Raw genomic sequence first — 18,972 nt, forward strand, 5'->3', positions numbered from 1 at the left:
AGGGATGCAAATTCCTCCTTTCCATTAAATTACATACGAAGGGGGAGTTGGGTTATGCAAACGTTTAAGAAAGCTTGGAGAAGAAATGCGGTGGCTTATATGTTTCTTAGTCCATGGCTTATTGGCTTATTGGGTCTCAGTTTAATTCCAATGGTAACATCTCTCTATCTATCATTTACTAATTATGACATGTTTACTTCTCCGGTATGGACTGGTATGGAAAATTATACACAAATGTTCGAAGACTCTAAGTATCTAGCGAGTATCAAAGTAACAACTATCTACGTGATGTTGAGTGTACCGCTGCAGCTTATGTTTGCCCTAGGAGTTGCTCTTCTTCTAAATCGTGGTTTAAGAGGACTAAAATTTTACCGGGCAGTCTATTATGTTCCTTCTTTATTTGGCGGCAGTGTTGCGGTTGCATTATTATGGCGTCAGCTGTTTGGCGGCGAAGGATTAATTAATCGCGGGCTTGCTTTATTTGGAATTGAAGGCACCAATTGGATCTCCTCACCTGACACCGCTCTTTATACGCTTGTCATTTTAGCTGTATGGCAGTTCGGTGCACCGATGGTTATCTTTTTAGCAGGTTTAAAACAGGTGCCATTGGAGTTATACGAAGCAGCTAGAATTGATGGAGCGGGCAAATTTAAACAATTTTTCAAGATTACGCTCCCAATGATCTCACCGATTGTTCTCTTTAATCTCATTATGCAAATCATTCATGCCTTTCAGGCATTTACTCCAGCCTATATTGTCAGTGGTGGTGAAGGGGGTCCATTAGACTCAACCTTATTCTACACCTTATACCTCTACCAAAAGGCATTTACGCATTTCGATATGGGCTATGCAGCCGCAATGGCCTGGATTTTACTTATCGCTATTGCCATCATTACGGCAATCATTTTTGGTACATCGAAAAAATGGGTGTTTTACCAAGAATAGGGGGGAGAAAATGGAAACAAGTAAAGCAGTTATTCAAACCAACAATATTGATATTGTAAAAACAGAAGTGAAGAAAAGTAAGGTGAAACTGTCGATAATCCTTACGCATATCATCATCATCGCAGTTGGAATCATCATGCTCTATCCCCTTCTTTGGATGGTAAGCAGTTCTTTTAAAGATAATCTAGATATTTTCAAAGGCACGTCCTTTTTTCCAAAAGAAATCATCTTTGACAACTATATAAAAGGCTGGAATGGTATATCAGGATATACGTTTGCAACCTTTTTTAAAAATTCCCTTTTCATCTGCACTATGGCGATTATTGGAAATGTTATTTCTTGTTCCATGGCAGCCTATGCATTCTCAAGACTAGACTTTGCGTTCAAAAAGGTGTTATTTGCCATCATGCTGATAACCTTGATGCTGCCATTCCATGTTACGGTTATCCCCCAATACATTATGTTTAATAAATTGGAGTGGATCAATACGTTTCTGCCACTGACCTTACCTAAATTTTTAGCAACAGAAGGGTTCTTTATTTTCTTAATGGTCCAGTTTATGCGTACTATTCCGCTTGAATTAGAAGAAGCAGCGAAAATGGATGGGTGCGGACCAATCAGAATCTACTGGAAACTGATTTTGCCGCTATCTTTACCTGCATTAATTACAACGATGATCTTTACCTTTATTTGGACATGGAATGACTTCTTCTCACAGCTTCTTTATTTAAGCGATATCAAATTACACACAGTAGCAGTGGGACTAAGGATGTTTGTAGACTCTATGGGGGAAAGCTCTTGGGGATCATTATTCGCAATGTCTACAGTATCATTAATTCCCTTGTTTGCAGTATTTATCTTCTTCCAGAAATATTTGATTGAAGGTATTACAGCTGGTGGAGTTAAGGGGTAAAATTATAGTGATAGTAAATTTTTCCACCAAATTACTCTACTAATGGGGTTATTATATGAAACTAACGATTGCAGATGTTGCTAAAATGGCTAAAGTCTCCAAATCAACGGTATCACGGATTATTAATGGTAACTATGAACAGAACACCGAAGAAACGGTAAAAAGAGTGTTAAAAGTAATTGAAGAACTGGATTATAAACCCAATGCATTGGCTAGGAGTTTAAAACTTACCAAAACAAATATTATTGGGATAATTTTATCCAATTTGCAAAATCCTTTTTGGGCAAATGTACTTGAAGGGGTTGAAGACACTTGTCATCACCTTGGTTATCATCTAATGATCTTCAATTCAAATGATAATGCAGCATTGGAAGAAGAGCATTTTCGATCTTTTGAAAGTCGTCAATTGGATGGAATGCTGGTGAATCCTACACTCCAAAACATTGAACTATATCAAAAGTTTACGAATAATGGATTTCCCTTTGTTGCCATAAATCGGAAAATCTATGGAATGGATGTAAACACCATCACCGTTAATAATATTGAAGGTGCAAAATTAGCTGTTAATCATTTAATTACATCGGCTAGAAAGAAAATCGCGATTTTTCTCTATCCACCTGATGGGGTGAGTCCAAGAATTGAAAGATTAGAAGGTTACAAGCAAGCACTTACAGAGAACGGAATAGAAATTGATCCTTCATTAATCGAGGTTATAAATGAGAAAAAAGGGGAAGTGGAGGAAGCGGTTCGAAAACTGCTGACCAGGAGTAACCCACCCGATGCAATTTTTTCTACAAATTCACTCATGACACTGGAAGTCCTAGAGGGAATTAATAAGATTAACAGGAAGATTCCGGACGATATTGCTTTGGTTGGTTATGATGAAACAGTTTGGTCGAAGTACCTAAATCCATCCCTAACCACCGTCAAGCAGCCTGCTTATGAAATGGGAGAAATGGCAGCTAGAAAATTGATTCAAATGATTGAATCAAAGAAAGATAGAAAGAAGATAGCATCAGAAATTGTTTCCTTAGCTCCATCACTAATTATTCGAGATTCATGTGGAGCAACAAAGAGCGGTAGAGCCCATTCAGCGAAGTACACGGATCTTTAAAACTGGATTGTGATCAAAAAAGGAGGAGTAATACATGGCTAATATCGGGTTTAGAATTTTACCTATGAAAAGGAAAGTAGAAAGGTCAGTTGTCGAGCAATATCGAAATGTTGTAACTCCTCACATTAGTGATAATTTAAATAGGGTCTATGCTATAGGCAGTAATCTACGCCCTTACCATAAAGAAGGCAGATTGTTAGGAACTGCCTTGACAGTGAGAACTAGACCTGGTGATAATCTGCTGGTTCACAAAGCGATTGATATGGCAGAGCCGGGTGATGTTATTGTTGTAGATGCAGGCGGGGATACTACCAACTCCATTGTTGGAGAAATTATGATGCAGATTGCTAGAAAAAAAGGGATTACCGGCTTTGTTATTGATGGCGCCATTAGAGACTTGGGTGCGTTCGAAAGAGACAATTTCCCCGTATATGCTAAAGGTGTGACTCATCGCGGGCCTTATAAGGATGGTCCAGGTGAAGTTAACGTCCCGATTGTAGTTGATGGCATGCTTGTTCATCCAGGGGATTTAATTGTCGGTGACGAGGATGGCTTGGCAGTGGTTCCATATGAATTCGCAGAAGAGGTTCTTCACAAGGTCAAAGCTCAGGAGATTCGTGAAAAGGAAATCTTAGATTCTATTGAAAACGGTACAGTAGATAGAAGCTGGGTAGATGAAACACTAAAGCAGAGAGGCTGTGAGCTGAATGACCTTGCCAAACAGGTTTGATTGGGAAAAACTACAGCAATTTTGTTTCCAGGTGTTTAAAAACGCAGGGGTTTCGAAAGAAAATGCTGAAACTGTAGCTGAATCCTTAATTCAAGCAGATCTGCGCGGTGTCGATTCCCATGGTGTTGTCCGAACAGCTATATATATAGAAAGAATTGAAAAAAACATGATGAATCCTTTTGCTGTCCCTACAGTGGAGTCAGAGGATTTTGCAACAGTGTTAGTAAATGGAAACAACAATATCGGAGCGGTAGTCGGGAAAAAGGCGGTTGAGATTGCTTTGGAAAAAGCAAAAGAACGGGGAGCTGCTATCGTAGGGGTAAAAGGCTCGAATCACTTTGGGACTGGTGCTTACTATGCATTAAAGGCCATAGAGAAAGACATGATTTTATTGGTGATGTCTAATGCCTCACAAACCATGCCACCAACGGGAGGGAAACGACCGTTCATCGGAACAAATCCATTGGCGATTGGTGTACCTGCGGGAAATGAGCCCCCATTTTTGTTAGATATGGCTACAAGTGTTGTCGCACGAGGAAAAATTATTGTTGCTTCTCAAAAAGGCGAAGAGATTCCACTAGGATGGGCAGTGGATAAGGACGGAATTCCAACGACAAATGCCGAGGCAGCGCTAGACGGGGCTGTTCTTCCAGTAGGTGGCCCTAAAGGTTACGCCATTTCAATGTTTATAGATATTTTAGCTGGTGTCTTAACAGGTGCGGGCTTCGGTAAGTACGTGAACAATATGTATGAGAATTGGGAGGAGCCCCAAAACGTAGGCCATATTTTTATTGCTATTGATATTAACCGTTTTATCCCAATTGAATTGTTCAAGGAACGTATGGATCGCTACATATCTGAAATTAAGGCGGAACCTAAAGCAGATGGTGTTGAAGAAATTCTCATCCCTGGAGAACTTGAATTACGAAAGACGTTAGAGCGTCAGCAAAATGGTATTGAACTCCCCGATAAAGTAGTGAAAGAACTTGATGAAATTGGAAAAAGATATGCGGTCGATCTATCAAAAGCTGCATTTATAGAAAAAAATGTTCTAGAGCACAAGGAGGTAATTAACTAATGATGACATTAACTAATTTTCGTTATGAGGTTCCGACAGCAATAGAATTTGGCAGGGGCTATGTAAATAAATTGAATGAGCATGTATTGAAGCTAGGCGGAACAAAGGTCCTAATTGTCGGCGACCCAGGTGTATTGCATGCGGGGATTGTTCAAAGATTGGAAGCTCCGCTTGAGACTGCTGGAATTCCATATACCATCTTTACAGAAGTCGGCATGGAGGCAACGATTGAGTCGGTGGATAGCGGTACTGAACTTGCTAAAGAAAACGGATGTGATCTTGTTGTCGGTGTTGGCGGCGGAAGTGCTCTTGATACGGCAAAAGCCATTGGGCTAATGTTAAAAAATCCTGGCAATATTCGTGATTATATTGGAATTGATTTGGTACCAGGACCTGGTGCTCCTGTTATTGCGATTCCGACTACTGCAGGGACAGGGAGTGAAATGACAAGATTTTCTGTATTATCCGATAAAACTGCACAAGCAAAATTAAGTGTTGGCAGCATGTATAATTGTCCGGCTCTGGCTCTTTGTGATCCAGAATTGACGATTACATTACCACCTCATCTCACCGCTTCCACTGGAATGGATGCTTTAACACATGCACTAGAATCGTATGTAAATAAAGCTACCCAGCCGATCTCAGAAGCGCTGTCCATTCAAGCTATGACTCTTATCGCAAAAAGCCTTAGATTGGCAGTTGTTCAAGGTGAAAATATTGAGGCTCGCCATGATATGCTTTTGGCAAGCACAATTGCTGCGATGGCGTTCAATACCACAAGGCTGGGATTGGCACACGCTCTTGCTATGCCGCTTGGAGCCTATTTTAAAATTCCACACGGTGTTGTTAACGCGATTCTTTTACCTGAGGTAATGAAGTTTAATATTATTGGAAATCAACATAAATTTGCAGAAATCGCGAGAATCTTTGGTGAAAACACAGATTCGTTGTCAGTAAGAGAAGCAGCTGAGCGATCAGTATCTGCGATTCGCCAATTAAATAAAGATATTGGTATTACACAAACTTTATCAGATTATGGTGTCACAGAAGAACATCTTGACTTGATTGTCGATGAAGCCATTTTGTCTGGTAATGTGCCAGTTAATCCGGTTAAAACAACTAAGGAAGACTTGAAGAATATTTGCAGGGCACTTATGGTTCCTAACGTTAAAGAAAAAGTATTGATCAATAATCTATAAAATTTGGAGTGATTACCATGACTGTAGCAGCGACTTCGAGTATGGTTGACTGGTTAAGAGAGAGTGAGACAAAGGAATACGGTAACTTTATTAATGGTGAATGGGTGAAGAGTTCAAGTGGGAAGACCTTCCCGATTTACAATTCAGCAAAAAATAATCAACTGTTAGGAACGTTTCAGGATTCAGTAGAAAATGATGTCAATCAAGCGGTAGAAGCGGCGAACGAAGCCTTTAAGAGTTGGTCCAAGCTTCCTGGACCAGACAGGGGAGCGATTTTATTCCGTCTAGCAGATTTGCTTGAAAAAAATGTGGAAGAATTAGCCTACATGCTTTCTGCTGAACAGGGTAAAACGCTGGCTGAGTCTAAAGGTGAGGTATACCGTGCAGCAAAAGAAGCACGGTTTTGCGGAGGAGAAGCATTTCGCATTGAGGGAAGTACGCTTCCGGGTGAACGAAGCAATGTTTGGAGTTCTACCATTCGCAAGCCAATAGGTGTTATTGCAGCCATTGCTCCTTGGAACTTCCCGGTTGTCACGCCTGTTAGAAAAATTGCTCCCGCTCTGGCATATGGCTGTACCGTTGTCTATAAGCCAGCTTCGGTAACACCTTGGACATCGGTAAAGCTGATGGAATTATTAGCAGAAGCAGGTGTACCAAATGGTGTTGTCAATCTAGTTGTCGGCAGTGGTTCAAAGGTTGGTGACCCGCTCGTGAATCATCCGCTTGTAAAAGGAATTAGCTTCACAGGTTCCTCTAACCTAGGTCTAGAAATCAACCAGAAGGCAGCAGGACGATTAGCGAAAACCCAGCTTGAGCTTGGCGGTAAGAATCCGGCTGTCGTTCTAGATTATACAGATCCTGCAGCTGTTGCAAAACAAATTGTTTCCGCTGCATTTGCGGCTAGCGGTCAGCGCTGTACTTCTATTAGCCGTGTTATTGTGGTCAAAGAGAAGAGGGAAGAGCTTACAGAAGCGCTTCTTCAAGAAATTATGAAAATAAAAGTAGGGTCAGCCTGGGAATCAGATGCTACGATGGGTCCCCTTATTAATAAGAGACATTTAGATTCTGTTCAAGAATATATTAAAGTTGGTTTGGAAGAAGGTGCCCGCCTTCGTTTTGGAGGCGAAGTTTTGACCGAGGGTGAATTCTCCGAAGGAGCCTTCATGAAACCAGCCCTTTTAGATTTGGTTACTCCAGAAATGCGAGTGGCAAAGGAAGAGATCTTTGGACCCGTTCTTTGTGTGATTGAGGTGGAAAATAAGACAGAAGCACTAGAAGTGGCGAATAATGTGGAATATGGATTGGCGGCTTCTATTTTCACTGATAAAGTTTCCTCTGCTTATCAATTTGCTGAAGATGTTGAAGCAGGGATGGTTCATATTAATCATGGTACAGCTAGTGCAGCTCATGCTCCATTTGGAGGAGTAAAGCAATCGGGTGCCGGAGCATTTTCAATCGGCAATTCGAATGTGGAGTTTTTTACGGATTTAAAAGTGATTTACTTTGAATATTAATCTATTAAGGTAACCATCTATACAGGCACAGTTATCCGGAATTTTATGGCTGACTGTTCCTGTTCCTTTTTTTGTGAAAAAGTTAAGAAGGGATAGAGATGAAAGTAGTCATTGCTTCAGATCCGATTAAAGGGTCTATTTCTGCAAAAGATATATGTGAGGCCATATAAGAATGAGGGTTAAAACCAGTAGAGAGTATGGGAAAGGAAGGACCACGAGATGAAACCAAAGGTATATATTACGAGAAAAGTACCTGCAGAGATTGTGACTAAGATAGAAGATTATTGTCAAGTCAGGATGTGGGACGAAGATGATATTCCTGTACCACGCGTGGTGTTAGAAGAAGAAATTAAAGATGTAGAGGGACTGTTCTGCTTGCTTACAGAGAATATTGACAGGGAGTTACTAGAAAAAGCTGAACAGCTGAAGGTGATCAGCAGCATGGCGGTTGGCTACAACAATGTCGATATTGAAGCGGCAAAGGAAAAAGGTATTACCGTCACAAATACACCTGGTGTTTTAACTGAGACAACTGCTGATTTAACATTTGCACTCCTGATGGCTGCTTCAAGGAGATTAGTAGAGTCCTCCGATTATTTAAGAAACGGGAATTGGAAAACTTGGTCTCCTATGCAATTAACCGGGCAGGATATTTACGGGGCTACTTTAGGTATTATTGGGATGGGAAGAATTGGCGCATCACTTGCTAAAAGAGCACGTGGATTTGACATGAATATCCTTTATTATAACCGAAGCCGCAAGTACGATTTAGAGGAAGAATTGAACCTAACCTTTACAGAAATGGACTCATTATTAAAGCAGTCCGATTTTATATGTATTATGACGCCTTACACACCAGAAACAAAAAATCTTATTGGTTCCCGTGAATTATCCTTAATGAAAAACACTGCGATTTTAATTAATACCGCACGTGGTGGAATTGTAAATGAGGAAGCCCTTTTTCATGCATTAAAAAAAGGAGAAATATGGGCTGCAGGACTTGATGTTTTTGAACAAGAGCCCGTTTCACTTGATCACCCATTGCTTTCTCTTCCGAATGTAGTCACATTACCTCACATTGGCAGCGCCAGTATAAAGACAAGAATGAAAATGGCCGATTTAGCAGCAGATAACCTGCTTTTAGCCCTTCAAAATCAAACTCCTAAACACGTGGTGGTGTGAAATATGGAAAATAAACATGGGAATGTGATACCAGATGGATTTTTTTGGGGAGGGGCAGTGACCTCCTTTCAGACGGAAGGTGCCTGGAATGAAGATGGAAAGGGGCCTTCCATTGTCGACGCTCGTCCAATTAAGGAAGGACAATCTGACTGGAAGGTTGCCGTTGATTTCTATCATCGTTATAAAGAAGATATTGCTTTGTTTAAAGAATTAGGCTTTACTGCTTACCGGACGAGTATATCTTGGTCAAGAATTTTTCCAGACGGTGAAGGTGAAGTAAATGAAAAGGGACTGCAGTTTTATGATGATTTGTTTGATGAGTTGCTTGCAAATGGAATTCAACCGATTGTGACCCTTTACCATTTTGATTTGCCGCTTGCGCTGGAAGAAAAATATAACGGCTTCGCTTCACGAAAAGTGGTGGATTTATTTCATACTTACGCACGAACGGTGTTTACGCGCTACAGGAACAAGGTAAAATATTGGCTAACCTTTAACGAGCAAAACCTTGTATTAACAAACCCTCAATTTTGGGGTGTAAAAACAGAGGATGCAGAAAATGAAGAAGCTTTACGCTATCAAGTCACCCACAATGCTTTTATTGCCCACGCCAAAGCGGTTCAATCGCTTCATGAACTTGTACCAGGAGGGCAAATGGCGGGTATGGTTACCTATATGGCTACCTATCCCAATACCTGTAAGCCTGAAGATGCCATTGCTAATATGAAAGCAAAAGAGCTTTTAATTGATTTTTATTTTGATGTTTTTAGCCATGGAGAATATCCGGCTTACGTGACACGTAACTTGAAAAGAAAAGGAATTATGCCCGTATTTGAAGATGGTGATGCAGAGTTATTAAAGGCAAACACCGTTGATTATTTAAGTATCAGCTACTATCAAAGCCAAACGGTGAGTGCGGAAATCATCGATGGCAGCCATCTTATTGAAGGGGTTACTCCAAATCCCCATTTAAAAGCAAATGAATGGGGCTGGTCCATTGACCCCATTGGACTAAGAGTAGCCTTAAAAGATATGCATGCTCGTTATCGGCTGCCAATTTTTATAACAGAAAATGGAATTGGTGTCCGCGAAGAATTAAATGAAACTAACACTGTAGTCGACGATTATCGTATTCAGTATTTAAGTGAACATATTAAGCAGATGAAGCTTGCAATAGAAGAGGGAGTCGACGTTTTCGGCTATCTTACTTGGGGTTCCACGGATCTTATTAGCTCTGGAGGTCAATTTGAGAAACGGTATGGCTTCATTTATGTTAACCGTGGCGAAACAGATTTACGAGATTTAAGGCGGTATAAGAAAAAGAGTTTTGATTGGTATAAACGAGTAATTGCAACAAACGGAGCGGAATTAGATTTTAAGTAAATTGTTTTGGCTGATAACGTCTAGTTGCAATTCAATTGGAGGATTACGAAGCCGCCTATGTTAAATCAATTAGTATTGAGTGATTTTGAAGTGTAGTAGTTGATTCATAAGAAAAACAAAGCTTGTTTGGATGAATAATCCGGGCAACTAAATGGATAGGATTGATCATTAATGATGAAGAAAGCTGTATTTTCCATCCTGAAAGAAAACGTTTTGTTTGTATGGAGAATTCCTTCTTTTCCAGTCCTATTCTTATTAAATTTTATCTTTGGATTATCGACATCCTTTTTTGTACCTTTTTCCTCGTTATTTGGGATTGATGAGGTCGGAATGAGTAATACAGCCTTTGGAATTTTTATGACTCTTTTGGCCATAGGCGGCGTATCGATTAGCAGTTTGATCGCCAAAAGGTCTGATACGAGTATTAGTAGGAAAAGGCTACTAATTCTAACGTCCCTGACTGGAGTTTTAGGATATACATTCTTTGCTTTTTTGAGGAATTATTTTGCACTGGCATTTACGGCCTTTTTTCTGCTTGGGGCAACGGCCGCTTCCGTTCCCCAATTATGGGCCTATGCTCGTGATATCCTGAGGGAAAATAACATGCCAAGCAGCAAAACTCCATTAATCATGAATGTTTTCCGCATGTTTTTTGCTCTTTCCTGGACGGTAGGACCAGCCTTAGGAGCATGGCTGCTTTTAACGATCGGCTTTAAGGGGCTGTTCTTAATGGTAGCAGCCAGCCATTTGCTAGCACTGTTAACCATTGTTCTTTTATTAAAGGATGTTGCCAAGCAGGTATTAACTGATAAAGATAAGATTAAGGTAACTAGATGGATCGTCAAGCCGCATATTTTTGTAAATCTTGCCGCTGCATTATTGCTATCTGCAGCAACCTCTATCCATATGTTAAATATGCCCCAATTCGTTACGAAAGTATTGAATGGGTCGGAAATGGATGTAGGGGTAATTTTTAGTGTACCACCAATTTTTGAGGTTCCAATGATGATCGCGGTCGGTGTGTGGGCAACACGAACCGATAATGCCCTATTGGTGAAAATTGGATATGGATTAGCTTTCACTTATTTCCTTTTGCTTGGGTTTGTTACAGAGCCTTGGCAAATTTATCCGCTTCAATTGATAAGTGCAGCTCACGTTTCCATTACTGCAGGTCTAGCCATATCGTATTTTCAGGATTTTATTCCTGAGGCACCGGGTACGGCAACCACTCTCTATATGAATGTAACCAAAATTGGATCCACTGTTGGCTATCTGTTGTTCGGACTGTTTTCAGAGTTTATAAGCTATGAAAATATGATCAATATTTATTCGTTTTTTGCTGGAGTTGGCTTTCTGATTTTTACTTTCTTTGGAAATGAGAAAATTAAGTGTTCCAGGAGCAAACCAAAAGTTCAGGAGTTATAAAAAATATGGGAGACTGGGGGTAGTAATAATTGGTGAATTACTATGCAGTTTTTGATGTTGGAGGATCTGCTATTAAATATGCCCTAATGGATGAAACAGGATTATTTATCGAAAAGTCATCTATTCCAACCCCAAAAGAGGGTCTGGAGGCATTTGTTGATACCATTCATTGCATTGTCAAAGGCTATGAGCAAAAGGCAGATATAAAAGGGATTGCACTTAGTGTGCCAGGAGCAGTCGATGTTGAAAAAGGACATATAGAAGGAGCTAGTGCCATCCCTTATCTGCATGGACCGAATATTAAAAGGCTTATTCAGGATGTTACTTATTTACCAGTGGAACTTGAAAATGACGCCAATTGTGCAGGTTTGGCAGAAGGCTGGCTCGGTGCAGCAAAGATGGTAAAGGATTATATCTGCATCGTAGTGGGTACTGGAATTGGCGGCGCATTAGTGATAGATAAAAAGATTCGCCGAGGTAAAAATCTGCATGGCGGGGAATTTGGTTTTATGATTATGGAAGACTATTTGGAGCAGCCTATTGGAGAGGCGTGGAGTGCATTAGGAGCTACAGGTGCTTTGATTAAGAGAGTGGCGAAACGGAAGGGGATGGAGCCAGTCTCACTGGATGGAAAAAAGGTGTTTCAAATCGCGGATGATGGTGATGAAGAAGTGCAAGATGAAATCAATAAATTTATCAAACGTCTGGCAGTTGGAATATTTAACCTGCAGTATGCTATTGATCCAGAGAAAATATTAATTGGCGGTGCCATCAGCGAACGAGCGGACCTCATTGACAAAATCAACGAAACACTAGGCCAAATGAAAAATAAAACCCACACTCTGGATGTCAAAGTAGAAAAATGCCAATTTGGAAATGACTCCAACTTAATCGGAGTGCTATACCACTTCCTGCAAAGGAGAAATGAAAGCAAAATAAGAAACTAAATGAACACCGTCACAGGAAAATCACCCTAATATGAAACCCCCAAGCAGATAATCTGTTTGGGGGTTTACGGTGTTGTTAGTGGTGCAGTAAGCGGTGCCTGTCACCGTTTATGCATGACTGTATATTTTGTTCACGCTGACCCGTCCGGAGAAGAAGGTTGCACCGCCGCCCATGTCGGCGATTCGGTCTGGTGTCAGGTTGTTGACGAGTTGTTTAGTGCCTTCAATATCTGACCAGAGTCCCTGGGTAGCGACCACTCCTGGAAGTACATTTTCTCCTACTTTCGCTTTTAATACACATTCCCCGCGCTGGTTCCAGACACGAACCAAATCCCCGTCCTCAATCCCGGAAGCCTCGGCATCCTTACTGTTCATATGCAATCGAGGTTCTTTTTCAAGGTCGATGTGCTTGTGATTATTAGAAAAGGTAGAGTTTAAGAAATTATGATTTGGTGCTGGAATAAAATGATAAGGATGATCCCCATCATTTTCTAAAGGAATGTAAGTTGGCAGTGGAGGATATCCGTTTGCTTTCATCCTTTTTGAGTACAACTCAATTTTCCTGCTCGGTGTACGCAACTTTCCTGGAAACAGTGGTTTTACCTTCGCTTTTAGAAACTGCCTCTCTACTAAACTTTCATAATTGATTCCAACCAAATAGGGATTCGCAGGTTGGTCTAGGGCTTGCTTGATCATTTCAGCGTCTGAGTCAACGAATGCAGCTTCTTCAAAGCCCATTCCTTTTGCAAGCAACCGGAACACGTCGACATTGGACTTTGACTCCCCGTAAACATCTATTACTGGCTGCTGAATTTGAATGTAATGGTGCCAGTAGGATGTATAGACATCTGTATTCTCAAAAGACGATGTTGCAGGCAATACAATGTCAGCATATTTGGCCGTCTCCGTTAAAAATAAATCATGAACGACCACGAATAATTCCTCTCTCTCAAGCCCTTTCCTTACCTTATTGCCATCTGGAGCTACTACCGCTGGGTTACTGCTATAAACATATAAGGATTTCACAGGAGGATCTAAGGTCAGCAAAGCCTCACCAATCTTATTCATGTTAATGACCCTTGTCTGTTTATTCTTCAATAACCGCGGAAGCTGCAATTTTGTTGTGTTCAGTGCGAGATATCCTGAATTTCCTTTAATCGCACCGCCGCCTTTAATGAGCCATTGACCCGTAAGAGCAGGAAGACATGAAACTGTACGGACGAACATTCCGCCATTGTCATGATGCTGCGGACCGTTGCCAATCCGAATAAAGGAAGGCGAGGTACTGCCATACATTCTAGCAAGCCTATAAATATCCTCAACAGGAACTCCCGTGATTGTTGATACCGTAATAGGGTCATATTGCAAAACATGCTCGCGCAGTTCCTCAGAGCCAACTGTATATTGGTGTAAGAAGGAGTCGTCTACCCTATTTTCAGCAAATAAAATATGCATGATTCCTAGTGCCAGTGCTGTATCAGTCCCTGGCAAAATCGGAATAAACCAATCTGCTAATCTTCCGGTCTGATTTTTATGGACGTCTATGACAATGATTTTAGCCCCATTTTGTTTGCGGGCTTTCTGTGCAAGCGCCACTTGGTGCATATTGGTACTAGCAGCGTTAATCCCCCAAAAAATAATGAGCTTGGAATGAATCGTATCTTCTGGGTCAATGCCGAGGCCGCCGCCCATCGTGTATCTATAGCCAACAGAGCCGGCTGAGGAACAAATACTCCGGTCCAATTGTGATGCTCCTAAACGGTGAAAGAAACGGCGGTCCATCCCCTCGGCATTAAGATGTCCCATGTTCCCATAAAAGCTATATGGGAGAATACTTTCTGGACCATCTGTTTCGATAATTGAATTCCACTTGGAGGTTATTGTAGTGATGGCCTCATCCCAGCTAATCCGTTCAAATTTACCTTCCCCTTTAGGTCCAACCCTTTTCATGGGATATTTCAAGCGGTTCTCATCATAAAGCCGTTCCGCCATATGCCGAACCTTATTACAAATATTCCCCTTCGTGACCGGATGATCCGGATCACCATCCACTTTCACCACTTTTCCATCAACCTTATGTATCAGCAAACCGCATTGATCTGGACAATCTAACGGGCAAACCGATTTAAAAACCCCTTGTTTCTCCATATAGAGTCTCCTCCCCTGTGGTGACCCACCTTTGGTGACAACCTATGGTGACAGGCACCATTTATACATCATTGTATATTTTTTTTCATGATATGACAGCTATGAAGGTGGTATAAGTGCATAAAATTTTCTTTCAAGTAAATAGGACTAATGATATTTATTTAAATTCAAGGGAGTCAAGGTAAGACCCCAACGGTGGCGGATTTCTAATCTGTAAAGGAATTTGGAGTAAACAGCACGGTGTCTTGGACACCTAAAATGCCTCGAGTCTGTATAATCATGGTTCTAGCAAAAGATCATTTCAAAAATGGATTCTCCACAAGTTATCATGAGGCAGAAACAAAAATGATCCCCACAGTTGACCCAAGTATGAGGTAAGTAGTTTCAAAATGAGAGCCAAAGGGTAGAGATACTCTCTCCACTTTTTTTGATAAAGACTGTCCGCCTGAGGTGGACAGTGTCCACGAGCGGTGACAGGCACCAAAAAGGCGGCACCAAAAGGCACAAAATACGAATCACTTTACATATTGGAAAATTTATCATATTATTAGGGCAACGAAAAATTGCATACGGTTTTTGCACTAGGGGAGCTTTTTTGGCTGAGAGGACGTTTGTCCGACCCTTATGACCCGATCTAGATAATACTAGCGTGGGGAAGTGCAGGAGAAGATTATCGTTCGTTCAACGTTGATATGATTCGACTGCATTCCCGTGGGATGCAGTTTTTTTGTTGCCAAAATATCAATGGGGGTATGTGAAATGTCTAATTTTTGTGGTACGAGTGAGATTACTGGGGCGAGATTTTCGATTTATCCGATGTCTGATAGGTTTGTAGATATTATTCTATCAGCATTAGAAGCAGTCGATACTTCAAAGGTTTGGATGGAGACCGACGATGTGAGCACATGCGTTAGAGGAAGATCGGAGCATGTATTTGATGTCGTAAAAGCTATTTTTCTAGAGTCGTCAAAAAACGGTGATCATGTTGTGCTGCAGGCGACGTTTTCAAATGGCTGTCCAGGGGATTCAGCAGGTGATGTCTACCTTTCAGAAAATGCAGACCGACTAAATGAGGAAAGTTCCCAGAACATTAAACAAGAAGTGGCTGTTCAATTTGCCCTATACCCAATGGGAACTCCTACATATATGAATGTAATTATGGATCAGTGTAAACTTGCACAAAATCAGGGAACGTTTACAAAAGGTGTTCACTATGCCTCAAGACTTGATGGTGACGCAAACAAGGTTTTCAAGACGTTAGAGGATGCTTTCCAAGGAGCACACGAAAGCGATTCTACACATATTGTCATGACGGTTGTTATGTCTGCCAACAGCCCATCGAAAAAGAGGGTGAAATAAATGCTGGCAAAATGGAAACTTCGTGAAGTCATTGTTTTATCGGTACTTGCTGTTGTTTTTGCTGTTGTCTATTTGCTTTTTCTACAACTCGGGAATGTACTTTTCGGTCTTTTCGGGTTGATTGGTTATGATATCATTTTTGGAATTTGGTTTATCGTTTCGATTATTGCGGCTTATATTATCCGTAAACCAGGAGCCGCTTTTCTATCTGAAACCGTGGCTGCTACAGTGGAAGTTATGCTTGGTAACGCCGTTGGACCGCAATTGATTATATCCGGCATGATTCAAGGATTAGGTGCAGAAGCTGTCTTTGCTGCCACGAAGTGGAAGAATTATTCAACATGGGTTTTGATGGCAGCAGGGATGGGTTCATCGGTGTTTAGCTTTGCCTGGGGATTTTATGTATCAGGATTTGCTGCCCTTTCGCCTAGTTATGTAACGGCCATGTTCTTTGTTCGTCTTGTAAGCGGGGCACTACTGGCAGGGTTACTCGGGAAATATTTAAGTGAAGGACTCGCCAAAACAGGAGCATTAAACAGTTTCCCATTAGGAAAGGAACACAAGCGAAATGTTACCGTTTGAGCCTCAGATTAAAGTAGAGGATCTGGGATTTAGTTATGAAGATAGCTATATTTTCAAAGACCTTTCTTTTTCCATTTTAAAAAATCAATCGCTTTTCCTACTAGGTCCAAGTGGTTCGGGAAAAAGTACACTAGCTTATTGTCTGAACAAATTATATCCAGAGGCAGTCGATGGTGTTATTACGGGCAAAATCATGTTTGAGGGCAAAAATCTGAACGATTTTAAACCAGGTGAACTCAATCAAAAAATAGGGATTGTTTTTCAAGATCCAGAGAGCCAATTCTGCATGCTGACCGTGGAAGAAGAAGTAGCTTTTGGTTTGGAGAATTTCCATGTACCACGGGCAGAGATGGAGGCAAAGATTGATAGAGCACTAGAATGGGTAGGCTTGCAGGCTGAAAAAAAGACTGTTATCCACACCCTTTCTGGAGGGCAAAAGCAGAAGTTGGCATTAGCTTGTGTCTTGGCACTTGAACCGGAGGTCATCATCCTAGATGAGCCGACAGCTAACCTTGATCCACAATCCAGCACAGAACTAGTAGAAACGATCACTAAATTAAGAAAAACACGTCCGTTTACGCTAATTGTCATTGAGCATAAGCTTGATGATTGGATAGAGCTGATTGACCGCTGTCTTGTCTTAGATTCTACCGGAGCCATTCTTTTTGATGGCATTACTCTGCAATGCTTTGGAGAATTTGCTCCTTTTTTAAAAAAGGAAGGTATTTGGCTGCCAAAAGTAGTAGAAGCTGGAATTTCTGCAAAGAATGAAGGCTTTTATAAAGGGGAGCGACTTCCGCTTCGTACGGCTGAATTACTGTCAGGGTTAGAGGATTCCAGCGCTTTTTTTAAAAAGGAAAGCAAAAACACGACCCTAATGGAGCCGATTCTCGAAGTGAATGGTCTTTATGCCCGGGGGCACTTGAAAAATATAACGCTGCGTATTCATAAAGGAGAAAAGATTGCTTTGGTTGGACAAAATGGTTCTGGAAAGACCACTCTATCCAAATGTTTAGCCGGATTTCTTCCACTTACGAAAGGGGAGATTCAGTTTCTCGGTGTTCCACTTTCAAAGTGGAAGGAGAAAGACTTGTATCAGTCTCTCGGCTACGTGTTTCAAAATCCAGAACATCAATTTATCACGGATTGTGTTTACGAGGAAATTGCCTTTGGTTTAAGTCAAAGGGCAATCGTCTCCTCTGTTCTTGAAACTATGAATCTGCAAAAACACGCAGGTGCCCACCCGTTTGCTCTGAGCCAAGGACAGAAGCGGAGGTTGAGTGTTGCGACCATGCTCGTTCATGAACAGGAATTGCTTATCCTTGATGAGCCGACATTTGGTCAGGACGCTAATACCGCACATGAAATTATGAGTGTGCTTAACGAAAAGAACGGGGCAGTTTTCATGATTACCCATGATATGGAGCTGGTTGATCAATATGCAGATACCGTTTATGTGTTAAACGAGGGTGAATTAATTTTCTCCGGAACACCTGAAAGGTTATGGGGAAAGCGTGATGTCATCGAACGAGCAAGGCTGAAGCTGCCTTTTAGAAAACAGCTGCAAAATGAAATGGTAAGGAGAGAGATTCATGTCGCTACATGAGGTGAATCCGAGTATTAAAGCTTTTACTATCGTTATTTCTATCCTAATATTATCGGCGTTTTTCGATCCAATTACACCGATTCTAATCATTCTCTGGACTGTAACGTTGACCTTTGTTTTTGGCAGGGTTTCTTTAAAAAAATGGCTGCTATTATTAGCCCCCTTTTTATTTATTGCCGTCATTTATGTATGGTCAACTTTGCTGTTTCCTCGTCTACAAGAGGGGGATCACGTTATTTGGCAATGGGGTTTTTTGACGATGACAGCAGAAGGATTTCGAAGAGGTGTGTCGCTGGGTCTCAGGGTGTTAAGCTTTGCCACGTTATCCATTATGTTTACATTAACGACAAAGCCAACGGATTTTCTCCTTAGTTTAATGCAGCAATGCAAGCTGCCGCCAAAACTTGCTTATGGAATCATGGCCGGATATCGATTCCTGCCGTTAATCAAGGAAGAGTTTCAAATCTTGCAAAATGCCCATCGAGTACGGGGCGTAGCACGAGCACGAACTATTTCAGAAAAAATGCAGCAGTTGAAACGATACGTAATTCCACTCCTTGCAGGAGCGATTCGTAAAGCAGAGCGAACCGCACTTGCAATGGAATCAAAAGGCTTTACCGGAGAAAAAAATAGGATATTCTATCGCGAGATTAAGCTTTCCTATATTGACTGGCTCTTTTTCATCCTTATGATTAGTGCAGTCGTTCTCAGTGTTTGTATCTCTTGGAAATTCGGTTACTTACAATTTTATAATGGCGAACTTTAAAACAAAAATGGGGTATCTCAACGGACGCCCCATTTTTTCTCTTTGATAACTTCAATACTTATAGCTGTACCTTGTAAAGGA

At 41.1% G+C, this 18,972-nt stretch carries 16 protein-coding genes and 1 riboswitch; of the genes, 15 read left to right on the forward strand and 1 reads right to left on the reverse strand.

The annotated features are described in order from the left end of the window. Positions 1-54 precede the first annotated feature (54 nt). The 11 genes from BANA01_RS05165 (at position 55) to BANA01_RS05215 (ending at position 12,430) form a co-directional block, all read left to right on the forward strand. The gene (locus BANA01_RS05165; RefSeq protein WP_052106345.1) at positions 55-945 is read left to right on the forward strand and encodes a carbohydrate ABC transporter permease; all 891 of its coding nucleotides are present in this window, start codon (positions 55-57) and stop codon (positions 943-945) included. A 10-nt stretch (positions 946-955) separates the two neighbouring features. After that, positions 956-1,858, forward strand: a complete 903-nt coding sequence (locus BANA01_RS05170; protein ID WP_082799401.1) for a carbohydrate ABC transporter permease — start codon at positions 956-958, stop codon at positions 1,856-1,858. A gap of 55 nt (positions 1,859-1,913) precedes the next feature. Then, complete coding sequence (locus BANA01_RS05175) at positions 1,914-2,972, forward strand: LacI family DNA-binding transcriptional regulator (protein WP_034674582.1); 1,059 nt, start codon at positions 1,914-1,916, stop codon at positions 2,970-2,972. A 34-nt stretch (positions 2,973-3,006) separates the two neighbouring features. Then, the gene (locus BANA01_RS05180) at positions 3,007-3,702 is read left to right on the forward strand and encodes an RraA family protein (RefSeq protein ID WP_034674584.1); all 696 of its coding nucleotides are present in this window, start codon (positions 3,007-3,009) and stop codon (positions 3,700-3,702) included. Next, positions 3,680-4,780, forward strand: a complete 1,101-nt coding sequence (locus BANA01_RS05185) for an Ldh family oxidoreductase (protein WP_034674586.1) — start codon at positions 3,680-3,682, stop codon at positions 4,778-4,780. Before BANA01_RS05180 ends, BANA01_RS05185 begins: the two co-directional genes overlap by 23 nt. Continuing rightward, positions 4,780-5,979: an iron-containing alcohol dehydrogenase gene (locus BANA01_RS05190; protein WP_052106346.1), complete on the forward strand. Its 1,200-nt coding sequence runs from the start codon at positions 4,780-4,782 to the stop codon at positions 5,977-5,979. Before BANA01_RS05185 ends, BANA01_RS05190 begins: the two co-directional genes overlap by 1 nt. Positions 5,980-5,996: 17 nt before the next feature. Further along, positions 5,997-7,493 carry an aldehyde dehydrogenase family protein gene (locus BANA01_RS05195; protein ID WP_052106347.1) on the forward strand — a complete coding sequence of 499 codons (1,497 nt, stop codon included), beginning with the start codon at positions 5,997-5,999 and terminating at the stop codon, positions 7,491-7,493. Positions 7,494-7,712: 219 nt separating this feature from the next. Continuing rightward, entirely contained in the window at positions 7,713-8,675 is a 963-nt protein-coding gene (locus BANA01_RS05200) for a 2-hydroxyacid dehydrogenase (protein ID WP_034674589.1), read from the forward strand. Positions 8,676-8,678: 3 nt separating this feature from the next. Further along, on the forward strand, positions 8,679-10,058 hold the full coding sequence (locus BANA01_RS05205; protein WP_034674591.1) for a glycoside hydrolase family 1 protein: 1,380 nt from the start codon (positions 8,679-8,681) through the stop codon (positions 10,056-10,058). 171 nt (positions 10,059-10,229) lie between these two features. Further along, the gene (locus BANA01_RS05210; protein WP_034674593.1) at positions 10,230-11,483 is read left to right on the forward strand and encodes a sugar efflux transporter; all 1,254 of its coding nucleotides are present in this window, start codon (positions 10,230-10,232) and stop codon (positions 11,481-11,483) included. 32 nt (positions 11,484-11,515) lie between these two features. After that, positions 11,516-12,430: an ROK family protein gene (locus BANA01_RS05215; protein ID WP_034674619.1), complete on the forward strand. Its 915-nt coding sequence runs from the start codon at positions 11,516-11,518 to the stop codon at positions 12,428-12,430. Between the two features lie 108 nt (positions 12,431-12,538). On the opposite strand, the gene BANA01_RS05220 is transcribed toward BANA01_RS05215, so the two are convergent. Next, positions 12,539-14,578: a molybdopterin-containing oxidoreductase family protein gene (locus BANA01_RS05220; RefSeq protein ID WP_034674595.1), complete on the reverse strand. Its 2,040-nt coding sequence runs from the start codon at positions 14,576-14,578 to the stop codon at positions 12,539-12,541. A gap of 573 nt (positions 14,579-15,151) precedes the next feature. Next, a riboswitch (TPP riboswitch) is annotated at positions 15,152-15,251 on the forward strand. Between the two features lie 86 nt (positions 15,252-15,337). Between BANA01_RS05220 and BANA01_RS05225 the strand changes: the two genes are divergently transcribed. From BANA01_RS05225 to BANA01_RS05240, 4 genes are read left to right on the forward strand one after another with little or no spacing between them, the layout of a single operon-like run. Next, entirely contained in the window at positions 15,338-15,937 is a 600-nt protein-coding gene (locus BANA01_RS05225) for a YkoF family thiamine/hydroxymethylpyrimidine-binding protein (RefSeq protein WP_034674597.1), read from the forward strand. Beyond that, entirely contained in the window at positions 15,938-16,519 is a 582-nt protein-coding gene (locus tag BANA01_RS05230; protein ID WP_034674600.1) for an ECF transporter S component, read from the forward strand. Next, entirely contained in the window at positions 16,506-18,125 is a 1,620-nt protein-coding gene (locus BANA01_RS05235; protein WP_034674603.1) for an ABC transporter ATP-binding protein, read from the forward strand. The genes BANA01_RS05230 and BANA01_RS05235 overlap by 14 nt, the downstream gene beginning before the upstream one ends. Beyond that, a complete protein-coding gene (locus tag BANA01_RS05240) occupies positions 18,112-18,891 on the forward strand; it encodes an energy-coupling factor transporter transmembrane component T family protein (protein ID WP_034674605.1) in 780 nt (259 codons plus the stop codon). Before BANA01_RS05235 ends, BANA01_RS05240 begins: the two co-directional genes overlap by 14 nt. Positions 18,892-18,972 lie beyond the last annotated feature (81 nt).

The organism is Neobacillus niacini NBRC 15566 (assembly GCF_001591505.1).
GTDB lineage: Bacteria > Bacillota > Bacilli > Bacillales > Cytobacillaceae > Neobacillus > Neobacillus niacini.